The organism is Fluviicola taffensis DSM 16823 (assembly GCF_000194605.1).
Classification (GTDB): Bacteria; Bacteroidota; Bacteroidia; order Flavobacteriales_D; family Crocinitomicaceae; genus Fluviicola; species Fluviicola taffensis.
Genome location: NC_015321.1, coordinates 3,657,798 through 3,678,258 on the forward strand (window position 1 = coordinate 3,657,798; position 20,461 = coordinate 3,678,258).

Consider the following 20,461-nt stretch of genomic DNA (forward strand, 5'->3'; position numbering starts at 1 on the left):
ATCCAATATAAATAAAAATGGGAACAAAAAATATATTTAACGAATGGGGAATTATTATAACCCTATTGCTCATTGCCCTACCGATAATTGTGGCTTCTATTTTGGCAATTGTTAAGGCTAAGGCCATTATCAAAAATTACCTCGAAAAAAAAGAACAGGAGAGGTTCAATAATTATGTAAAGGACTTAACTCCCATAGAAGTTGAAAAACTAGAACAAAGAAAAAGAGCACTTGAATTTGCCTTGTCAAATAATGAATTATCAGGGAAAACTCAACCTGTTGATAATAAAGGTTTAATTGATAATATTAGTACGGTTGAAACGCTTCGGTTTATTGAACAAAAGAAAAAAAGTCAACCACGTCCTTATATTGAACCTGAACTCTCCAAACTCATTATATGGTATTTAGGCTGTGCAACATTTTGGTTGCTATTTGGAACTACCGTAGGAGAATATTTAGGGATAAAATTTGTTGCTCCTGATGTTGATCATTACAGTTGGTTGAGTTTTGGAAGATTACGTCCCGTGCATACTAATGCTGTTTTTTGGGGATGGGCATCCCTGGCAATGATGGGCTTGGCTTACTATGTAATACCAAGAGTGAGTAATGTGCCAATAGCAAGTATAAGAACAGGATATCGTTCTCTTATACTAATTAATGTTTCCGTGGTATTGGGAAGTTTGTTTTTAATGGCTGGCATAAACAATGGAGGTGGCGAATACAGAGAATATATTTGGCCCGTAATGGCCTTGTTTGGTATTGGAGTCTTCATTTCTTTAAGAAACTTTTTCAAAACCATTGCCAAAAGAACAACCAAAGAAATTTATGTCTCTAACTGGTACATTATTTCAGCAATGATGTTTTTGCTGGTAATAGCAGTTGTTGCCTATTGGCCAAGCTGGCAAACTGGTCTGGGTGAAACCGTTGTGCAAGGCTATTATATGCACCAAGGTGTGGGAATGTGGTTTATGCTTTTCAATCTTGGATTGATGTATTATTTTTTACCACAGCAATTAAACAAGCCTATATATTCTTATAGCTTGGGTATTTTGGCGTTTTGGGCTCAAATTCTTTTCTATACTTTAATTGGGACGCATCACTTTATTTTCAGCGCCATTCCCTGGTGGTTGCAAACAGTAGCAATTGTAGGGAGTGCAGGAATGATAATACCGGTTGTTGCAGGAACAACAAATTTCTTGATGACTTTTAAGGGGTCGTGGCATAAACTCTCTGGTAGTTACACGCTTCCGTTCTATTTGATTGGGATCATATTTTATTTCACAGGTTCATTACAAGGAACAGCCGAAGCCTTTCGCTTCACCAATCTTGTTTGGCATTTTACAGATTTTACCGTGGCACATTCACACTTAACAATGTATGGTATTATCTGTTTTATGTTGTGGGGATTTATTTACACCATAGTCCCAAGACTTACTGGTAAAGAACCGCCACAAATAACCGTTGGAGCTCATTTTTGGTTGGCATTAATTGGCTTACTGTTTTACACATTTCCATTAATGTATGGCTCAACGCTAAGGGGGTTGATGTGGATGGAAGGTACAAAATCATTTATTGAAAGTGTCGAACTGATGGCTCCTTATTGGCTATGGCGTGCTATTGGTGGTTCATTAATGTGGCTTTCCCATATTTTGTTTGCCTATAACTTCTATGTGATGGTGAAACGAAAAGATAAAATAACAGTACCGACATCACCAATCGATATTTTAAAGGCGAAACAAGAATTGGATACACAAGCACAAACTAATTAATATATACGAAATGGAATTTTTCGATAATCATAAAAAATTATTCAGAACGGCATTAGGTCTCTTTGTTGGGTTGACGTTAATTGTAGCAATTCGTCCTGCAATCAATAATCAGAAGAATAATGCTCCACTACCCAATTACGAACCACTAAGTGAACAAGCCTACTTGGGCAAAAAAAGTTTTATTGCCAACGGTTGTGTCGCCTGCCATACCCAACAAGTTCGAAATGTGGACATGGATAAAATATGGGGTAACAGACCCGGTATTGCTGCTGATTATGCTGGCATTACAAGAACGGATTTTTGGCGAAACACCGCCACATTAATGGGAACTGAAAGAACAGGCCCCGATTTGACCAATATCGGGGCACGACAACCAAGTATGGCATGGAATTTATTGCACCTCTATCAACCAAGAGCAGTGGTAGGAAAATCCATAATGCCTGCCTATCCATGGCTGTTCCAGATTAAAAATAAAGTAGGTAAGAATGAAGTGGAAGTAGTTGTACCTGATGCATACAGAAAAGGGATCAATGGAAAAATAATTGCGAGCCAGGAAGCACTCAACTTAGTGGCATACATTCAAAGTCTTAAACAAACACCATTGCCTAATGGAAAGGCCCCAATGGAATTTTTGTACAAGAAAAAGGAAGCGCCGACAGGTAAAAAAGGAAGCACGTTAAACCTCCCTGATGGTAAATTATTGTACACTAACAATTGTATGAGTTGTCATCAAGCCAACGGTGAAGGATTAAAAGGCGCGTTTCCTCCATTAAAAGGAAGTCCCATTGTGTTAGGTGATAATCTTGAGTTGTACGTGAATATTATAATGTTGGGATACGACCCAAGACCAGAATATGCCACAATGAACGCCATTGGGACAGATAATAACCTAACACCTGAAGAAGTAACAGCCATTATCAATCACGAAAGAACAAGTTGGGGAAACAATGCAAAAAAGGTAACAACTGAAGAAGTGAAAAAAATAATGGATTTTATAAAAATAACAACTAAAAAATAGAGCAATGAAAGTAACGTCATTTTTAACACTCTTAATTGTATTGCTCTCACAAACCATTATGGCCTGTCCAGTATGCGAAAAACAGCAACCAAAAATCACACAAGGTTTAACCCATGGTGCAGGTCCACAAAGTAATTGGGATTGGGTAATAATAGCCGTCATTACAGTCATCGCGGTTTTAACCCTTATTTATTCAGTAAAATATTTGATTAAACCCGGAGAGAAGAATACCCAACACATTAAACAATCAATCTTAAGTAATTAATGATATGCAAGAAGATAAAAGTAAAATAATACTCTTTGTAGATGATGGTTTAGACCCAATTGCAGAATTAGTTGCACCCGTGCAATTTGAACTAGATACAAGAAAATTAACCGATGGTGAGCACACTTTGAAAATCGTCAGCAAATCACCAACAGGTCGAGAAGGAATTCGCAAGATTAAATTTATTGTTCGCAATGGGCCCGCTATTTCAATCGAAGGAATCAGCGAAAACAGCGTTGTTGATGGCACGGTTCCATTAATGATAAACGCTTACGATAAAGGCAATCAGAAGAAATTTATTATTGAAGGAAGTGAAACACCGCAAAGCGTACCTAATTGGTTGTGGATATTGCTAATTGCTTTCTTGGGATGGGCAGCCTTTTATTTGATTACAAATTTTAGTTTATAATGGAATGGCACTAAAAAACGATATAAAAAATATCGAGGACATCAAATTAATGGTGGATACTTTCTATGGAAAAATTCGCAAAGACGAAAAGTTAAAAGATATTTTCAACAATAAAATTGAAGACCGTTGGACAGCACACCTGGAAAAGATGTATCGTTTTTGGCAAACTGTTTTGTTGAACGAACATACTTATTTCGGTAGTCCCTTTCTTCCTCATGCCAAACTTCCTGTAGATGCTACCCATTTTGAACAATGGTTACACATTTTCAATGAAACAGTAGATTCCCTGTTTGAAGGCGAAAAAGCTACAAGAGCCAAGTGGCAAGGACAGAGGATGGCAGAAATGTTCCATTCCAAAATTGAATACTACAGAAATAACTCTGCAACACCATTGATATGATTATTGTGAAAATGCCCATAGCTGTAGCTGTCATCGCAACCTTTCTTTGGATTGGATTTGTTTGCGCCATTAGCTTTATGGAAGCCTGGCTTAAATTTCGCGCACCCGGAATTACATTGCCATTGGGTTTAGGTATTGGACGATTGGTCTTTAACGCACTTAACAAAGTAGAATGGATTTTTGCCTTAGTTATCATCACCAATATAATTTGGTCAGGCTCCACCGAGCTTTGGAAATGGCAGAATCTATTTATTATTATTCCTTTTGCCCTGTTACTTATTCAAACTTTTTGGCTCTTACCCGCACTGGATGCGAGAGCAAGATTGTACATTCAAGGGCAAACCCCACGATCTTCCAACTTGCATTTCTACTATGTTGGTATGGAGTTCATTAAAACAATATGCCTTTCCACTTTTGGGTTAGCACTTTTTAAAAACACAGCAATATGGATAAAGACAAATTAATCAATGATATTGATGAAAAATATCAGGAATTAGGAGAAAACTCCGAAACTTACTTGAAAGGATTGCTACACGCCAAACCCATAAATTATTGGGATTATATAGAAGTAGATACGCTCCTCTCCTTACAAAAACCGAGAACTAATTTTAAAGATGAAGAAATCTTCATTATGTATCATCAGGTAACAGAATTATTTCTGAAAATGATGGTTCACGAAATTAAACAACTAGTATACGAACCTTTTGAAGAAAGCGTATGGATAGAAAAATTAAATCGTCTGAATAGATACACCAATATGCTCATTGGCTCATTTGATGTAATGAAATACGGAATGAACTATGATGATTACAATACGTTTCGCAGCACCTTAACACCTGCTAGCGGGTTTCAGTCGGCAACATTTCGATTGATAGAGATTTATTGTACTCGCCTTGAAAATCTAATAAACGCAGAAGGTCGAAAAAGAGTTTCAAGCACCCCTTCTACCGACGAATATTTTGAGCACATATATTGGAAAGATGCAGGATTAAATAGAAAAACAGGCAAAAAATCGCTGACTCTCCGCCAATTTGAAGAAAAATATTTAGACCGGTTAATTGCTTTAGCAAACAAAACGAAGGGTAATACAATAGAAGATAAGGTTTTGAAAATAATGAATTGCTCCGAAGCATTAAAAGCGAAACTGAAGGAGTTTGACTATTTGTATAATGTTGCCTGGCCGTTAGTTCATTTGGAAACTGCTCAACACTATCTCGATTTGAAAGGCGAAGGAAAAGCGGCTACAGGTGGAAGCGAATGGAAAAAGTACTTACATCCTAAGTTTCAACAGCGAAGATTTTTCCCAACACTCTGGAGTAACGAAGAAATAACCAATTGGGGAACAAAATTTAACGACAAATCATTATGACTATTCAAGAAAACAATATCATAGGAGAATTGGTAGCACAAGACTACCGGGCAGCAGCAGTTTTTAAAAAATATGGTATTGACTTTTGCTGTCAGGGAAACCGAACCATTGAAGACGCGTGCGTTGCTAAAAATTTAGATTCCAAATTGGTTGTAACAGATCTAAACTCCATTAATCAAGTACCCTCAGAGGGAACAACCGACTATAAATCCTGGCCAATTGATTTATTGGTTGATTATATAGAGAAAAAGCATCATCGCTACGTGGAAGAAAAAACACAGGAAATAAAACCTTATCTCGATAAGATATGTCGAGTTCACGGAGAACGTCATCCGGAATTGTTTGAAATCAATGAGCATTTTACTACGGCAGCTGGTGAATTGGCACTTCACATGAAGAAAGAAGAGCTTGTTTTATTCCCTTTTGTAAGAAAAATGGCAAAAGCAAAACAAGAAAACAAAGTACCGGATGCACCTCACTTTGGTGCTGTGGAAAACCCTATTCAAATGATGATGAATGAACATACCACAGAAGGAGAAAGATTCAGAAAAATTGAAACACTAAGCAATAATTACACTCCGCCACAAGATGCCTGCAACACCTATAGGGTAACTTTCGCGTTGTTAAAGGAATTCGAACAGGACCTGCACCTGCATATTCATTTGGAGAATAACATGCTGTTTCCTAAAGCTATTGAACTTGAAAAACAATTAACAAATGTATGAACCCATTAAAAGGAAAGATCCACTAAAACCATTAAGTCGTGACCATCATCACGGCTTACTGCTTTGTTGGAAAATCAGAAAAGGTATCAAACGAAACATTGCAGCGGAAAGGATAAAAAGGTATATGGATTGGTTTTGGAACAATCATTTGAGACAACATTTTGAAATAGAAGAAAAATTACTTTTACCCATTCTCGGCAGCCAAAATGAACTTGTTAAGCAAACCCTTGCTGAACACAGAAGATTGAAACGACTTTTTGAAAATGGAAATGACATTCATAAATCCATTAATTTGATTGAAGAAGAACTGGAAAAGCATATTCGTTTTGAAGAACGGGTGCTGTTCAATGAAATTCAAAAAGCAGCAACCAAAGAACAATTGGAACAAATACAACTGTTTCATTCTGATAGCAAATTTGTCGATAATCTCACAGATCCTTTTTGGGAATGACAGGAGACACTATAAAAATTTACGGTAGCAGATAATGACGGTGGTGATTTTAAGGATGTAAATACATGAATAAAAACAATTGCCCAGTTAAGAAGTTTGAAAGAGTTGGAATTAGCATATGTGACAAAAGGTGTACTGAAGAATAGTCATTTACTAAACGAAATTGAAGCACTTTATTTTGTTCACTATAAGACCACTATGAAACCAGAGGAATTTCCAATTCATTCTGACGTTTTTCGAATGAAGAATTTAAAAGTAATCTCTTTGCCAACGAATTTTCTTTATGATCAAAAGTTCATAGCTTTATTTGAAAAAAAATGCCAAAGTGTTTATTTTCGATAGATGAATGCTAAACGATAGCTAACTTAAAAACCCCAAACGTTGAACCTCCAATCTCATTGAAACACCTTATTTATCAATAGTTTCAAGTTGCAACACAAGCTCCAAATCTTCCATCAAAAAGTTAGAAGTTTCCCCGCTTGAGGTCACTAAGACCGTTTTTATGCGGTAAAAAGCCCCAATTAATTGGGGCTTTTTCTTGTTTTATGAAACTTTTTCTTCCCAAAACCGTGAGAGTATTTTGGATCAAGACCAAATTCTGGTGACTAAGCATAAATTGAATCAAGAACAATTCTTGGGGCGTAGAAAAAATCAAGCATAAATCCGAGCTAATGGATTAAGACCAAATTCCGAAAATAGTTGAAATTAGCCAACCGATAAAATAGTATTGCCAAGCGTCCTGAAAATGGAACCTGGAGATTAAAGCAACAAAGAAGTTTTTAGTCAAGTAACTACTTTAGCAAGTAAAATGCTTAAACTCATGAAAAAAAGGTACCACTTAATAGAAATGATAATCTGTGCTATTGTAATGTTCACGTAAATTAATTTTACTTACGCTCAACCAATGGTTGAGTGGGTCAACAACATGGGGGGATCTAGTGATGACGATGTAGGATATTCAATTATAACTGATAATTTAGGCAATGTTTATACCGTTGGGAGATTTTCCGGAAGTGTTGAGATGACAGATGGTAAACATGTTCAAGTTAGTAGGCATAGAAAAGCGAATTTTGTAAAAAAGTTTATTTAGAGACAAGTATACTTTCTGTAAATGCAATTCCGCTTTTATCAGGTATTAATGAATTGAATAAAAACACACTTAAACCTTTCTCACGATAGCTTTTGGGATTATCTGTACTTTGCGTTTAATATACTCTTTTCATTTTTTAACTAAGAAGCAATACTTAAGCTAGAGCTTCAGTGAAGGAGCAACGACGCAAAGATTAGCCCCCTTTCTTATTATGTTTCCCTCGCGATAGCAATTATTAAATCAACCACGAGAAATTTTCATCTGTGAAACCTGCCCTGTAAATAAAAGAAAGAACCTGATTTGCTTGTGTGAGTTGGGGCTTTTTGTTTCGGATCGGCAATTGGATATTGAAAAAAGTAAAAGCATGATTTCGACCATTTTTATGGTTACCTTAACATCACTCAAATTCATTCATGCATAAAGAATCGGACAATATGAAAGGATTAACCACTGAACAGGTCGTTCAGGCAAGGGAACAATTCGGGTCCAATGAACTGACGACTAAAAAAAGAACTAATTTATGGACAACTGTTCTTCGAATCGCAAAAGAGCCGATGATCATTTTGCTATTTGTTGCGGCTTCTATTTACTTCATTAGCGGGAAAATTGGAGATGGAATTTTTCTTTCCGCAGCCATTTTGTTTCAGGCGTTTATTTCCATTTATCAGTATTCCAGAAGTAAAAATGCCCTGGATAAACTCAAAGATTTTTCACAACCTACTTGCTCGGTTATCCGAAACGGTGAAAGACAGAAAATAAAAAGTGAAGAAGTCGTTTGTGGAGATAGTCTGATAGTGGAGGAAGGAGGTCTGATTATAGCAGATGGAAAGATTGTTCAATCGAATGATTTCTCAGTAAACGAATCCATTCTCACAGGCGAATCCCTTCCCGTATTCAAGGATAAAAGTTCCAACGATAATAGCATTTATAGCGGTACAACGGTTGCTTCTGGATTGGCTATTATAATTGTAACGGCTATTGGTAATGAAACCCGATTGGGTAAAATTGGAAAAAGCCTGGACAGTATTGAGGAAGAAAAAACACCATTGGAACTTCAGATTGCCAATTTTGTGAAGAAAATGGCGATTGTGGGGGGAGTTGTTTTTCTAGTTGTTTGGATCATCAATTACGTTCAATCTCATAACTTACTATCCAGTTTGTTACAATCATTGACTTTGGCAATGAGTATTCTACCTGAAGAAATTCCAGTTGCATTTACCACCTTTATGGCTCTTGGTGCTTGGCGTTTGATGAAAATGGGAGTCGTAGTAAAACAAATGAAAACGGTTGAAACTTTGGGGAGTGCAACCGTTATTTGTACCGACAAAACGGGAACCATTACGGAGAATAAAATGAGCTTATCTAAGCTATTCGTTTGGTCAACAAAAAAACATTCCGAACTAAATGAGGTTTCCACTTCGGAAGAAAAAGAACTCATTGAAATAGGCATGTGGGCGAGTGAACCCATTCCATTTGACCCCATGGAGATTGCGTTGCATCAAGCTTATAAAAAGTTCACCCCGAAAGATCAACGCCCCGATTTTAAATTGGTTCACGAATATCCCTTAGCTGGAAAACCACCCATGATGACCCATGTTTTTGAAGATAGCAATGGAAACCAGATCATCGCAGCTAAAGGAGCCGTCGAAACTATGATGCGCGTATCATCACTTACGAGTACCGAACAAAAAGAAGTGAATGAGGTGGTGCATGCAATTGCAAAAGAAGGATATCGGGTTTTGGGAGTAGGGATTTCAACTTTTTTAGGAACTGTATTCCCAGAAAACCAGGAAGATTTGAAATTCACTTTTAAAGGAGTTGTTGCCTTCTACGATCCTCCGAAAAAGAACATTGACCAAGTGCTGAAATCCTTTTATGATGCAGGAATCAAGGTGAAAATCATTACTGGAGATAATGCAGAAACGACGACAGCCATTGCCAAGCAAATTTATTTTTCAGGATTTGAAAAAAGCATCAATGGAGATCAATTGATGCAACTCAGTGACGAAGAGTTGAAAGAGTGTGTCATGGAAACGGCCATTTTCACCCGCATGTTTCCCGATGCCAAATTAAAAATCATCAATGCTCTAAAAGAGAAGCGCCAAATTGTAGCCATGACTGGTGATGGTGTTAACGATGGACCTGCACTCAAAGCCGCTCATATCGGTATTGCGATGGGTAAAAAAGGAACCGAGATTGCGAAAGATGCCGCATCCCTCATTTTATTGGAAGATGATCTGTCCAAAATGATTGATGCCATTGCAATGGGAAGGAAAATTTATACCAATCTGAAGAAAGCGATTCAATACATTATTTCGATTCATATTCCCATTATTTTAACAGTATTTATCCCTTTGGCTTTGGGATGGATTTACCCCAATATCTTTTCACCAGTCCACGTCATTTTTTTAGAAATTATTATGGGACCTACTTGTTCCATCATCTATGAAAATGAACCGATGGAGAAAAATTTAATGTTCCAAAAACCCAAGCCAGTGTCCAACACATTTTTTAATTGGACAGAACTCACTATCAGCATCATTCAGGGATTGGTTATTGCGTTGGGAATCCTTCTGATCTATCAATACGCTGTTTACAATGGTTTTAATGAAGAATTGACAAGAACGATGGTCTTCACCGACTTGGTGGTGGCAAATATCTTCTTGACCTTGATCAATCGCTCATTCTATTATTCAATTTGGACCACTTTAAAGTATAAAAACAAGTTAGTCGTTTACATCATTGGAATAACTCTGTTATTGATGGGATTGTTACTTTTTATTCCTCCTTTGACCAACTTCTTTGCGTTCGAACGGATGAATGGCAGTCAACTGCTCCTTTGTCTGGGTACTGGATTTATTTCAGTGATTTGGTTTGAGCTAGTGAAATGGAGGAAGAGAAGAAAACAGAATCCCCACCTCATTCAATGAAGTTAATTGTCTCTAAGCCACAAAGCGACTGCAGCAGGAAATCTGTTACAGTCGCTGAGATTACTTGAATTAATTGCTTTGAAATGTGCTCATGACACCTCACCAACATTTACTGGAATGGTAAAAGCGGCATTTAATTCAGGGATGATACTGTCGTAGCCATAAACTTCTTTGAGCTTCGACTTTAAAGCGAGAGAACCTGCTGGTTCGCCATGAACGATGAATATTTTTTCTGGTTTTTTCGCGAGTTTACTTATCCAATCGATTAGTTCGTTTTGATCTGCATGAGCTGATAAACCTTCCACAAGAACGCAGCTTGCATTCACAGGCCAATATTTTCCACGCATTTTAATTTCCTTGGCGCCATCGAGTAAAGCTCTTCCACGAGTACCTTCCCCCTGAAAACCAACCATCAAAATAGTGGCTGCTTTATCGCCCAGAAAATGTTCGAAATAGGTGAGCACCCTTCCTCCAGTGGCCATTCCTGAAGCTGCCAGAATAATTTTAGGATCTTTGTTTTCTGCAAGTTTGAGGGTTTCATTTTGTTTACTGATGATTTGAATCTCTTGGGAGATTTGTTTCGATTCAGAAGGAGACAATTTGTGCCAAGCATAGTGATTAGCGAAAATCTGTAAGACGTGTTTTCCCATAGGGCTATCCATATAAATGGGTAAATCGGGGATGCGCTGCTCATTTTTCAGTTTCCACAAGTAAAACATGAGAAGCTGAGCGCGTTCGACCGCGAAAACAGGTATGATGATGGTGCCCTGTTTAGTAGCAGCTTTATGAATGACTTCTGCCAGTTGAGTTTCTGGATCCGTAGGATGCGTGCGACCTCCGTAAGTTGACTCGATTAGCAATACATCTGCCTGTTCAGGTTTTTGAGGTGAAAACAAGAGAGGATCTTCTTGTCTGCCAATATCTCCAGAGAATACAATGACTTTATCGGCTGCTTTCAATTCGATAAAGGTAGCACCAAGGATATGTCCGTTGTAACAAAAACGAAAAGTAAATAAATCCGAAAGTTTAATCCATTGGTCTATCGCTTCCTTTTGGAACATGGGGAAAACAGACTCGGCTTCTTTTGTCGTGTAAAGAGGTTTCGCTGGATGATGTTTACTATATCCAAAACGGTTGGCACGTTCGGCATCCTCTTCTTGAATTTTGGAACTATCTTGCAGAATCAACTTTGCAATTTCAATGGTTGGTTCAGTTGCATAAATCTTACCTTTGAAACCTTGTTTGACAAGTAAAGGCAAGTAGCCCACATGGTCTAAATGTCCGTGAGTTAAAATGACTGCATCAAGAGATGCAACATCAAAAGGCAAAGATTGCCAGTTCAAAAGGCGTAATTCTTTCAAGCCCTGAAATAAGCCACAGTCGATCAATAACTTCTGATCGATTAGTTCTATGAGGTATTTAGATCCAGTTACGGTGCCCGCTGCGCCTAAAAACTGAATAGTTAGATTCTTTTTCATACACTATTTATTTGTTGTACTAGAATTAATTGATCAACTAATTTTGATTTCATAATCACAAAGTCGGTGAACTTCGTTGAGTACGGTTGCCATTCGGCCTGTTTTTATTCCAATAGATGAGAGGAGTCTTCCGTTATTCTGTAACTCATTACACAAAACTATTTCACGACTCAGTAATTGTTGTTTTTCAGCTAGTGTCAATGAGGTTAGACAGGTTATTGGATATAATTTTGACTCATCGATTTTATCCTTCAATCCTTTACCAAATGGATGATCCCAACCTAAAAGTTGGATTTCTGAACAACCAGCATATTGGATAGCATCTGCGGTAAAGCGCGTATTTGTAACAATCCAACCCTTGCGTTTTTTTACAGTATTATTGGACTTTTTAAGCGCATGTGCTTCAATATCATTAAATCGTGCATGTATATACAGTGGTATTTTGATGTTGCAAGTGATCCCTTGTTGATTGTGGTATTTGCATTCAATGAGTAGTTGATTATGGTCTTTTTCAGCGATTATATCAATTTCATGGGTGACACACTTTCCTTGTAATATAAGCCCAATCTGTGTTTGATAACCTTCAAATTTCAATAACTCGGCAATATACTTCTCAAAAGGAAAACCAGATGGACCGAGTTCCATAATAGCATACTTTAAATGATACCGCGCTGCCTGATGGCGGGATCCGGATTTCAATAATGAGTAGGCGGTTTTATAGATGTTACGGGTTGTCATACCGTTGTACATGTTTTTTTTAATTTCCTGAAGAATGAAGTCAATCTGATCTTCATCGGCACCTGATCGTCGAAGGGATTTTTTGATTTTTTCTTCTGAGAATGGGCTTTGTTCTCCAGATGCCTTTGTTACCGTTAAGGGATGATGCATAAGCTGTTTGTAAGAATTAGTGCAGTGTCTAAATACTAAAAATCAGGGATTAAATCGATTTGTACAAGTGAGTAGAACGGATAAGTTTCTGAGCTCTTATGAATAAAGCACTTGAAAGGTTGTAAGTTTTTTCATTTCAGTAAGTTTAAGGTCAGATACAAAATTAAGGTACATTTAAATCTCTTAAAATGATATTAATCAATTGATTAATTGACTCTTATCAGTATCTAAAGACGATTAGTAAGATGCTCAAAAGGATCAAGAAGATGGATAGTATTATCTGAAGTAATGATGTGTTTACAAAGCGACTAAGGAAAGCTCCTGCAATGACAAAAACAACTGCTGGAATTCCAATTGTTAGTACAAGTTTTAATTTTATATGAAATAATTTAATTAGCCTTCTGAAAAATACCTTTTTCAGTTTCTATCTTGGTAATAATCCAGTTCGTCTGGGGGAATTCCTTTGCTCAGAGATTCTCCTTCTGCATTTTGCTCTGCAAGAGTCCAGTTGTCTGTTAAGATTGTTTCCAACCAGCTCATTCCCGATTTACGGAAAACCTGAACCCCAAGACCGTATTGATTCCAAAGTTTTTGCTCCAGCTCATTTACTTTCATGTCGGGTGAAATAGTAATCTCCCCCTCATGATGAATCGTTCGGCATTCTCGGATCAGAAGGTTCTTACGGATCAGGAACTTAATCGGAGATGGATGTCCAGATAAGTGTCTTTTTGAGAAAAATTCCAGTTTGAGAAATGGAAACTCTTTATTAAAGGAATTTTGAATTTCAGCAATGGTTTGCTGATCGTTTATGGTAATTTTCATTGTTTTGGAATTCAGATTTCAGTCGTGTAAAACAAGAAGTGGAACATGACTATGGAATGACATTTCTTTTGTTAAGGGCTCTCGAAAGATTCGGCTAAAGAATGAGTGTTTGCGAGCAATCATCGCAATCATCTCGATTTTGTGATGTTCTACAAAGTCGTTAATGCGCTCTATAATCTGATCGCTTTCTAGAGAAAAGAAAGTATGTTTCACATCTTTCAAAGAGTAGTCTAGTCTGAATCCTTCGGGAATTTCTTCCAGTGAAGGGATTAATTGAATGTGTGGATAAATATTTAAGATACATATATGAGAATCATACAGTTTTGCAAAATCCTTCAAGGGATTAAGAACTTTTGTATGATCCGTTTTCTGAAAGTCGGCAGCAAGAACAATTTGTTTTGGATCCTTGAACTTCACTGTTTTATCGATAATTATAACTGGGGCTTTAGCATTCCGAATCAGCAAGGAAGCAGTACTGCCTAACATTCTTTCCTGAATATAACCTGCTCCTTGCGTTCCAATGACGATTAAATCAATTTTTTCTTTTTGGGTGTAAGCATTGATTTCATCAACGGGTACTCCGATAATTGCTTTATAAACAATCTTTAACCCAGGATTGGTTAAGTGAATTGTTTGTTTCAATTTTTCGAGTTGTTGAAGGATTTCTTTTTCCAAGTCATTCTCGGTCTGGCTTATTTGAACCGAATCGTACATGAAGATCTCGAAATCATAAGCATGAATCAGATGAAGTTCAGCATTTGTTTTTTTAGCCAAATGAAGAGCGTATTCCAATGCATTAGTTGAAAGCTCGGAGAAGTCTACGGGTACTAATATCCGCTTGGATGGAAGGAGGGTTCCAGATTGGTTTAAAAGAGTCTTCATAACATGTGGGGTTTGAATAATAGGTAATCCAGAGACCAATGATGCCAATGGGCAGGAACTATTAACAGAAAAAGAAGTAAGATGAGTCTTGGGTAAACATTTTTGGTATCCCATAATGGGGCATTTAGTCCAAACCCAATGGCTGCAATAATCAGGTTTATTCCAAGTAAGTAAAGTGAAGCGAATTCAAATAGGCCTAAAACGAGAAGTAAACCACAAATGAGTTCTGTACAGGAGGTATACCAAGCAGCAAAAGAGGTTAGATTTCGTGGAATACCCTTCAAACCAAAATTTGCTTGATAAGTATCAGTTACTTTTTTCAGTCCAATATTAAATACCGCATCGTATCCTTGGAAAAGAAAGAGAATTCCAAGAAAAACTCGTGCAATTGTAATTGCTGCGATCGGATTATATTGAGTAAGAATTTCCATTAAGGTTTTTATTTCTATAAGCAAACGTACAGAGGAAACAAGGATTATAAAATGAGCTAAATCATCGTTTGTAATCCGAATGAGGATGATTAAAATCATTATCCGACATGATTATGATCACCTATTCATGGATAATCTTCTTCTACATTTGGTCTTCGATCAAAAAGCGTATATTCGGTATGAACTACGAACTGAAAAAGATGGAAAGCAAAGAGGGGAATGATGCGTTGTTTTTACATGCCACAGAAGGGATTTTGGTAACAAATTCAAGTGGGCAGATAATAAGAATTAATCCAAGTGCAGAGCATCTGTTTGGTTACGAACATGGAGAATTGGCCGGAATGAAAATCGAAGCACTGATTCCTAGAAGATTTACCCAAAAACACGAAACGAACAGAACGAGTTATGCGCATCATCCACATGCAAGATCGATGGGCTTGGGTATGGATCTTTTTGGTCTTAAAAAGGATGGATCTGAGTTTCCAGTTGAAATAAGTTTGAGCCCTTACAGTAATAAAGACGGAAATTTTGTCATAGCTTTTATTATTGATATAACGCTCAGAAAAGAAGCGGAGTTCAGAATGAAAACTTATTTTGCAGATCTTGAAAAACAAGTAAAAAATAGAACATTGGTTCTTGAAGAAGCGATAGCAGAATTAGAAAAAACGAAAAGAGATCTGGATATTTCGCTTGCCAAAGAGAAGGAGTTGAATGAAATGAAATCACGATTTGTTTCCATGGCTTCACACGAATTCAGAACACCACTTACCACCATGATGTCATCTGTGTCCTTAATCTCGAAGTATCATGAGCGTAAGGATGATGGAAATCATCAGAAACATGTTAGTAAAGTAAAAATATCGATTAATAACCTAACGGATATACTGAATGACTTTCTTTCAGTTTCGAAATTGGAAGAGGGTAAGATTGTAAATGAACCTGAGGAAATGAATATCAGAATATTTATTTCTGAAATAGTTTCAGAAATGAGAACCATGTTGTTTGGTAAACAGGTAATTAGTGAAGATTATTTAGGAGAGGAACTAGTTCGACTGGATCCTAAAATTTTAAAGAATGTACTTCTGAACCTTTTTTCCAATGCAATCAAGTTTTCTTCTCAAGATGGGGTAATTGAATTATCGGTTAGAAAAATTGCAGACGAAATTTTCATTACTGTTAAGGATCATGGAATTGGAATTTCCAAGGAAGACCAAGAGCAGCTTTTCGAACGTTTTTTCAGAGGAAAAAATGCTACTCATATTCAGGGAACAGGATTAGGCTTGAGTATTGTAGCCAGATATATTGAACTGATGAATGGAACTATTGAGATTGAAAGCGTTCAGAACGAGGGAACCAAAGTTACGCTATCAATAAAAGACTCTAAAACCAATGACAATGAAAAAGATACTTCTAATAGAGGATAATATTGATATTCGTGAGAATACGGCTGAAATACTGGAATTGGCACAGTATGAAGTAATCACTGCTGAAAATGGAAAAGAAGGAGTACGATTAGCAATCAAAGAAACCCCCGATCTAATAATTTGTGATATCATGATGCCTGTTTTAGATGGACATGGAGTGTTGCATTTACTTTCAAAAAATGAAGAAACTGCTGGTATTCCATTCATATTTCTAACAGCAAAGGCAGAACGCAGTGATGTGAGAAAAGGAATGGCTATGGGGGCAGATGATTACCTAACAAAACCTTTCGATGATCAGGAATTAATGAACGCGATCGAAACACGATTGAACAAGCAAGATCTTTTGAAAAAGAAGTTCACGAAGAGTATTGATGGTGTTCAGGATTTTTTAAACGAGGCCCGAAGTTTGGTTTCATTGAAAGAGCTTTCGATGTCACGCGATATGAGGCATTATAAAAAGAAAGACGTGGTTTTTATGGAAGGCGCTTATCCGAAAGGTGTTTATTTCATAAATAAAGGCAAGATAAAAGTATTTCAAAAGAATGACCAGGGAAAAGAGCTTATCAGTAGTTTACATAAAGATGGAGATTTTTTCGGATTCCTTTCTTTGCTTAAAGATGAGCAGTATACTCATTCAGCTGCAGTATTGGAAGCTGCTGAAATATATATGATCCCCAAAGAAGATTTCTTTTCACTGATTTATAAAAATGCTGAGGTTGCAAAAAAGTTTATTGGAATTCTTTCTGATAATCTCCTTGAAAATGAGCAACAATTGATACGATTAGCTTATAGTTCTGTAAGAAAAAGAGTGGCGGAAGCATTGGTTAAGCTTTCTGATACGTATAAAAAAGAAACAGATCAACAATTCAGCATGAATGTTTCGCGTGAAGATTTGGCGAACTTGGTTGGAACGGCCAAGGAAACAGTAATTCGAACACTGAGCGATTTTAAGGAGGACAAATATATTGAGATTACAGGAAGTATGATCACCATCCTCGAGTATGAAAAACTGGCTACTATGAAAAATTGATTAAGACACATCAAATTCATTCGGGTAACTATCAGATATTCACATGAGTTGAATCATTGTTTTTGTAGGACTAATTGAATTCCTTTGTCATGTCTTCTAAAATAATTGATTATGAAAGCAATAGGAATCTGGATGGATCATTCAAGTGCAAATTTGATTGATTTGAATAATGAGAATAAGAATCGCTCGATACAATCTGATTTTTCTTTTCGTGAAAGGGAAGAAGTACTCAAAAAAGGAGAGAAACACATGCATAATAAAGAAAAACACATGCATCAAGTTTATTATAAAGAAATTGCAAATGCGATTTGGAATTACAATCATATACTGCTATTTGGTCCGACAGATGCAAAAGCAGAACTCCATCATTACTTGCTTAAAGATTCGCATTTCAAGAATATACAGATAGATATTGCATCTTCAGATAAAATGACGGATAATCAGAAAGAAGCATTTGTTAAAGAACATTTTATGAGATAAGGTCTTAAATCAATCATAGATTACACTCCTGTTTTCTAGAAATATGTATTGAAATGAATCAGCTCAAGAAAGAGGATATAAAAACGCTGTTAAAGCAGAGAGAAGCAAATTCCAGTAAAAAGGATTACGGTCATGCACTGATTGTAGCTGGTAAAAAATGTTCTATGGGAGCTGCTGTAATTGCTGCAAGAGGGGCAATTCGAACAGGAGTAGGCTTGCTCACCGTTTGTGTGCCTGAAGAAGAAAGGGAGATTCTTCAAATTAGTGTTCCAGAAGCAATGCTACTATTGAGAGAAGATCAGCAGTATGATTTTGATCATTTTTCTGCGATTGGAGCAGGTTCTGGTATGGGTATAAATAAAACTACCGAAGAATTACTTATTAACCTTCTGGCACAATTTAAAAAACCAATCGTATTAGATGCGGATGCATTGACCTTGGTTTCTAATAGAAAGTTACACGCTTACATTCCTCAGGAAACAATCATTACGCCTCATATCCTTGAATTTGACAGACTTTTTGGTGCTCATCAAAATAATGATGATAGAATGAATACTGCAATAACTAAAGCGAGAGAGTATCAAATCATTATAGTGTTAAAAAGTCATCAAACGGCAATTATAACTCCAGATGAGGTGTTTCAAAATTCAACAGGTAATGCAGGGCTTGCAAAAGGAGGTTCGGGAGATGCTTTGACAGGTGTGATTACTTCTTTTTTAGCGCAGGGATATACTCCTTTAAATGCTGCAAAGTTGGCGGTGTATCTTCATGGTTTAGCGGCGGATATCACCTTAAATGAACAATGTATGGAAAGTATGGTTATCACAGATGTGATTGAAAATTTTGGAAAAGCGTTTGAATCAATTAGATCTTGAATTCAGCTTAAATAGAAGTTAGGTGTATGCATCCATTCATTTATCTCTCAGTCGATACAGATTTTAATTCGTAGGAAGGCAAATGACCAGGGATTAAAAAAACTGATCACTTATTACGCTTACGAAAGTGTTTTGAAAAGAAATAATCCTGTTTGCTTAAACATAAAAACCTTCGGATACTCCCGAAGGTTTTTCAAATTCATCTATTGAATATACTTAAATCTATCTGTTATATAAGTAAGCACTTTAAATATCAACGTGCAATATACGTGGAATAATCCACCACTGCTGCAGGTGGATTTGGGTTAGCTGTTTTGAAGTAGCCAACAATTTCATCGGTTGTAGCAGTTTTACTTCTTTTAATGAGTCTATCCAATGTTTTTTTCTCATCAGTTGTTAATTTGCTGAGATTTAAAAAAGTGGTTTCTTGGATCAGTGCGTTTAATTTATCTAGATAGCCCAAATCTTCAGGCATTTTTTCGAATTCAGCTAGGCGTGAGTTGAAGTAATTCACAATAAACGTTTTGGTTGCCATCATATCTGCTTCATTAGCAGAATACATCGCACCTTTTAACCATTCTTTTGCCATTCCATTGATGGTCAAAATTTCAGTTCCATTGAAAGTAAATAAATTGTTGCTTCCATCAATTTTATTTCGAAGTTTCATATTGGAAATATTTTTCAAATACGCTTTATCGTAGCCGAAGAGTACAGTTGGAACTGGGTCTATTTCTGTAAATTTGCTATATATCTGTTTCGTTTTTACAGAATTGGAATAGTCATCATAATAGGTTTCAGTTCCATTGGAGTATGCTCCAGTGATGATAAATGCCAACGAATCACCCTGCCAATCTGTACTGATTTGATTAGTAGTTTTGAATAATGGCTCATAGTTTTTGAAATTAGCCCCTGATTCAGGATATAATGTAATTCCCTTTGTTACGGTTTGTGCCATGATCTTTGCCTCTCCTGGATCGATGAAATTCATCACACGGTTGTTGGAGTAGGAAGTTTGTTTCGTATAGTTGTAAACATAAATGGATACAAAATCGTAAGGGTGTTTTTTGTGGAATGCCTGTACATCAATATCTAAAGCAATGTTGATTGAGTTCATCCCGTCAGCACCAACTGGAATAACAATCTTTGAACTGGGACTAACCTTCGTTTTTACACCGTTTTTCACAGTGTAAAAAGTATATAATTCTTTAGTGGCAGTAGGTTTTGCAACTGGTTTTTTTGTTTGTGTGTATCCCGAAAAGTGAATGCTTGTTAGGGCTAAAAATAAAAGTAACTTGTTTTTCATAATTTAATATCGATTTCAGTTCCGCGAATAGACCCATTTTTTTTCCTATTTAGGGATTTTTAGGACACCTCATTATTGCAGGAACTCTAGATTTATTACTGATTTTTCTACAAAAGTAAGCCATAAAATTATGACAGGATTGGTGAATTTATATTAGAAGTGGTTTTGTTGAAATTCGTTAAGAATTGAGATATATTCGTTCTTTCGCTTATTTTATGTATTCAAATGGTGGCTTACCAGATGGGAAAAACATTAACTAACGATTTTGAAAAAAGTGGTTTACGATGTCGTTCAGGAATGTTATTAGTTTTTCAGTTTATTCCAACAGGTTCAACCTCCGAAATGAATCAGTTGATTGTAACTTGTCTGGGATAGTTCATATTATATGGACGAGCGAATCCAAAGCGACTAAAATCCTGTTA

General features: G+C 36.5%; 21 protein-coding genes. 15 read left to right on the forward strand and 6 right to left on the reverse strand.

Going from position 1 to position 20,461, the window contains the following annotated elements:
- The first annotated feature begins 17 nt into the window (after nt 1–17).
- From FLUTA_RS15910 to FLUTA_RS15965, 11 genes are all read left to right on the forward strand, one after another.
- A complete protein-coding gene (locus FLUTA_RS15910; protein ID WP_013687924.1) occupies nt 18–1,769 on the forward strand; it encodes a cbb3-type cytochrome c oxidase subunit I in 1,752 nt (583 codons plus the stop codon).
- A gap of 10 nt (nt 1,770–1,779) precedes the next feature.
- On the forward strand, nt 1,780–2,787 hold the full coding sequence (locus tag FLUTA_RS15915; protein WP_013687925.1) for a cytochrome c: 1,008 nt from the start codon (nt 1,780–1,782) through the stop codon (nt 2,785–2,787).
- Between the two features lie 4 nt (nt 2,788–2,791).
- Complete coding sequence (locus FLUTA_RS15920) at nt 2,792–3,052, forward strand: hypothetical protein (RefSeq protein ID WP_013687926.1); 261 nt, start codon at nt 2,792–2,794, stop codon at nt 3,050–3,052.
- Between the two features lie 4 nt (nt 3,053–3,056).
- Nucleotides 3,057–3,461 (forward strand): hypothetical protein, encoded by a 405-nt coding sequence (locus FLUTA_RS15925; RefSeq protein ID WP_013687927.1) that lies wholly within the window; start codon nt 3,057–3,059, stop codon nt 3,459–3,461.
- Between the two features lie 4 nt (nt 3,462–3,465).
- Nucleotides 3,466–3,861, forward strand: a complete 396-nt coding sequence (locus tag FLUTA_RS15930; RefSeq protein ID WP_013687928.1) for a group III truncated hemoglobin — start codon at nt 3,466–3,468, stop codon at nt 3,859–3,861.
- Nucleotides 3,858–4,325, forward strand: coding sequence for a hypothetical protein (locus FLUTA_RS15935; RefSeq protein ID WP_013687929.1), 468 nt, complete (start codon nt 3,858–3,860; stop codon nt 4,323–4,325). The genes FLUTA_RS15930 and FLUTA_RS15935 overlap by 4 nt, the downstream gene beginning before the upstream one ends.
- Nucleotides 4,307–5,230 (forward strand): tryptophan 2,3-dioxygenase family protein, encoded by a 924-nt coding sequence (locus FLUTA_RS15940; protein WP_013687930.1) that lies wholly within the window; start codon nt 4,307–4,309, stop codon nt 5,228–5,230. Before FLUTA_RS15935 ends, FLUTA_RS15940 begins: the two co-directional genes overlap by 19 nt.
- The gene (ric, locus tag FLUTA_RS15945; RefSeq protein ID WP_013687931.1) at nt 5,227–5,955 is read left to right on the forward strand and encodes an iron-sulfur cluster repair di-iron protein; all 729 of its coding nucleotides are present in this window, start codon (nt 5,227–5,229) and stop codon (nt 5,953–5,955) included. The genes FLUTA_RS15940 and ric overlap by 4 nt, the downstream gene beginning before the upstream one ends.
- Before the next feature lie 124 nt (nt 5,956–6,079).
- Nucleotides 6,080–6,406, forward strand: a complete 327-nt coding sequence (locus FLUTA_RS15950) for a hemerythrin domain-containing protein (protein WP_245545451.1) — start codon at nt 6,080–6,082, stop codon at nt 6,404–6,406.
- A 925-nt stretch (nt 6,407–7,331) separates the two neighbouring features.
- Complete coding sequence (locus tag FLUTA_RS22055) at nt 7,332–7,496, forward strand: SBBP repeat-containing protein (RefSeq protein ID WP_425357332.1); 165 nt, start codon at nt 7,332–7,334, stop codon at nt 7,494–7,496.
- Between the two features lie 413 nt (nt 7,497–7,909).
- Complete coding sequence (locus tag FLUTA_RS15965; protein ID WP_013687934.1) at nt 7,910–10,426, forward strand: cation-translocating P-type ATPase; 2,517 nt, start codon at nt 7,910–7,912, stop codon at nt 10,424–10,426.
- 89 nt (nt 10,427–10,515) lie between these two features.
- Here FLUTA_RS15965 and FLUTA_RS15970 read toward each other — a convergent pair whose 3' ends face one another.
- The 5 genes from FLUTA_RS15970 to FLUTA_RS15990 all read right to left on the reverse strand — a co-directional run bounded on the left by FLUTA_RS15970 (nt 10,516) and on the right by FLUTA_RS15990 (nt 15,026).
- Nucleotides 10,516–11,904 carry an MBL fold metallo-hydrolase RNA specificity domain-containing protein gene (locus FLUTA_RS15970; RefSeq protein ID WP_013687935.1) on the reverse strand — a complete coding sequence of 463 codons (1,389 nt, stop codon included), beginning with the start codon at nt 11,902–11,904 and terminating at the stop codon, nt 10,516–10,518.
- Between the two features lie 33 nt (nt 11,905–11,937).
- Nucleotides 11,938–12,792: a restriction endonuclease gene (locus FLUTA_RS15975; RefSeq protein ID WP_013687936.1), complete on the reverse strand. Its 855-nt coding sequence runs from the start codon at nt 12,790–12,792 to the stop codon at nt 11,938–11,940.
- 417 nt (nt 12,793–13,209) lie between these two features.
- Nucleotides 13,210–13,614, reverse strand: coding sequence for a hypothetical protein (locus tag FLUTA_RS15980; RefSeq protein WP_013687937.1), 405 nt, complete (start codon nt 13,612–13,614; stop codon nt 13,210–13,212).
- A gap of 18 nt (nt 13,615–13,632) precedes the next feature.
- Nucleotides 13,633–14,496 carry a universal stress protein gene (locus tag FLUTA_RS15985; protein WP_013687938.1) on the reverse strand — a complete coding sequence of 288 codons (864 nt, stop codon included), beginning with the start codon at nt 14,494–14,496 and terminating at the stop codon, nt 13,633–13,635.
- Nucleotides 14,493–15,026, reverse strand: coding sequence for a DoxX family protein (locus FLUTA_RS15990; RefSeq protein ID WP_083800571.1), 534 nt, complete (start codon nt 15,024–15,026; stop codon nt 14,493–14,495). Before FLUTA_RS15990 ends, FLUTA_RS15985 begins: the two co-directional genes overlap by 4 nt.
- Before the next feature lie 80 nt (nt 15,027–15,106).
- Here FLUTA_RS15990 and FLUTA_RS15995 point away from each other — a divergent pair, with 80 nt between their 5' ends.
- The 4 genes from FLUTA_RS15995 (at nt 15,107) to FLUTA_RS16010 (ending at nt 18,736) form a co-directional block, all read left to right on the forward strand.
- Nucleotides 15,107–16,351, forward strand: coding sequence for a PAS domain-containing sensor histidine kinase (locus FLUTA_RS15995; protein ID WP_148235451.1), 1,245 nt, complete (start codon nt 15,107–15,109; stop codon nt 16,349–16,351).
- A complete protein-coding gene (locus tag FLUTA_RS16000) occupies nt 16,323–17,381 on the forward strand; it encodes a response regulator (RefSeq protein ID WP_013687941.1) in 1,059 nt (352 codons plus the stop codon). The genes FLUTA_RS15995 and FLUTA_RS16000 overlap by 29 nt, the downstream gene beginning before the upstream one ends.
- A 111-nt stretch (nt 17,382–17,492) precedes the next feature.
- Nucleotides 17,493–17,861, forward strand: a complete 369-nt coding sequence (locus tag FLUTA_RS16005) for a hypothetical protein (RefSeq protein ID WP_013687942.1) — start codon at nt 17,493–17,495, stop codon at nt 17,859–17,861.
- Nucleotides 17,862–17,914: 53 nt separating this feature from the next.
- On the forward strand, nt 17,915–18,736 hold the full coding sequence (locus tag FLUTA_RS16010) for an NAD(P)H-hydrate dehydratase (RefSeq protein ID WP_013687943.1): 822 nt from the start codon (nt 17,915–17,917) through the stop codon (nt 18,734–18,736).
- A gap of 253 nt (nt 18,737–18,989) precedes the next feature.
- Here the strand turns inward: FLUTA_RS16010 and FLUTA_RS16015 are convergent, their stop codons facing one another.
- Complete coding sequence (locus FLUTA_RS16015; protein WP_013687944.1) at nt 18,990–20,039, reverse strand: hypothetical protein; 1,050 nt, start codon at nt 20,037–20,039, stop codon at nt 18,990–18,992.
- Between the last annotated feature and the right edge of the window lie 422 nt (nt 20,040–20,461).

Coding starts and splice junctions, on each gene's coding strand:
- FLUTA_RS15970 (WP_013687935.1), bottom strand. CDS start 11,904: ATGAAAAAGAATCTAACTATTCAGTTTTTAGGCGCAGCGGGCACCGTA.
- FLUTA_RS16010 (WP_013687943.1), top strand. CDS start 17,915: ATGAATCAGCTCAAGAAAGAGGATATAAAAACGCTGTTAAAGCAGAGA.
- FLUTA_RS15990 (WP_083800571.1), bottom strand. CDS start 15,026: ATGATTTTAATCATCCTCATTCGGATTACAAACGATGATTTAGCTCAT.
- FLUTA_RS15930 (WP_013687928.1), top strand. CDS start 3,466: ATGGCACTAAAAAACGATATAAAAAATATCGAGGACATCAAATTAATG.
- FLUTA_RS15965 (WP_013687934.1), top strand. CDS start 7,910: ATGCATAAAGAATCGGACAATATGAAAGGATTAACCACTGAACAGGTC.
- FLUTA_RS16015 (WP_013687944.1), bottom strand. CDS start 20,039: ATGAAAAACAAGTTACTTTTATTTTTAGCCCTAACAAGCATTCACTTT.
- FLUTA_RS15940 (WP_013687930.1), top strand. CDS start 4,307: ATGGATAAAGACAAATTAATCAATGATATTGATGAAAAATATCAGGAA.
- FLUTA_RS15935 (WP_013687929.1), top strand. CDS start 3,858: ATGATTATTGTGAAAATGCCCATAGCTGTAGCTGTCATCGCAACCTTT.
- FLUTA_RS22055 (WP_425357332.1), top strand. CDS start 7,332: ATGGGGGGATCTAGTGATGACGATGTAGGATATTCAATTATAACTGAT.
- FLUTA_RS15950 (WP_245545451.1), top strand. CDS start 6,080: ATGGATTGGTTTTGGAACAATCATTTGAGACAACATTTTGAAATAGAA.
- FLUTA_RS15915 (WP_013687925.1), top strand. CDS start 1,780: ATGGAATTTTTCGATAATCATAAAAAATTATTCAGAACGGCATTAGGT.
- FLUTA_RS15925 (WP_013687927.1), top strand. CDS start 3,057: ATGCAAGAAGATAAAAGTAAAATAATACTCTTTGTAGATGATGGTTTA.
- FLUTA_RS15985 (WP_013687938.1), bottom strand. CDS start 14,496: ATGAAGACTCTTTTAAACCAATCTGGAACCCTCCTTCCATCCAAGCGG.
- FLUTA_RS16005 (WP_013687942.1), top strand. CDS start 17,493: ATGAAAGCAATAGGAATCTGGATGGATCATTCAAGTGCAAATTTGATT.
- FLUTA_RS15975 (WP_013687936.1), bottom strand. CDS start 12,792: ATGCATCATCCCTTAACGGTAACAAAGGCATCTGGAGAACAAAGCCCA.
- FLUTA_RS15920 (WP_013687926.1), top strand. CDS start 2,792: ATGAAAGTAACGTCATTTTTAACACTCTTAATTGTATTGCTCTCACAA.
- FLUTA_RS15980 (WP_013687937.1), bottom strand. CDS start 13,614: ATGAAAATTACCATAAACGATCAGCAAACCATTGCTGAAATTCAAAAT.
- FLUTA_RS15910 (WP_013687924.1), top strand. CDS start 18: ATGGGAACAAAAAATATATTTAACGAATGGGGAATTATTATAACCCTA.
- ric (WP_013687931.1), top strand. CDS start 5,227: ATGACTATTCAAGAAAACAATATCATAGGAGAATTGGTAGCACAAGAC.
- FLUTA_RS16000 (WP_013687941.1), top strand. CDS start 16,323: ATGAAAAAGATACTTCTAATAGAGGATAATATTGATATTCGTGAGAAT.
- FLUTA_RS15995 (WP_148235451.1), top strand. CDS start 15,107: ATGAACTACGAACTGAAAAAGATGGAAAGCAAAGAGGGGAATGATGCG.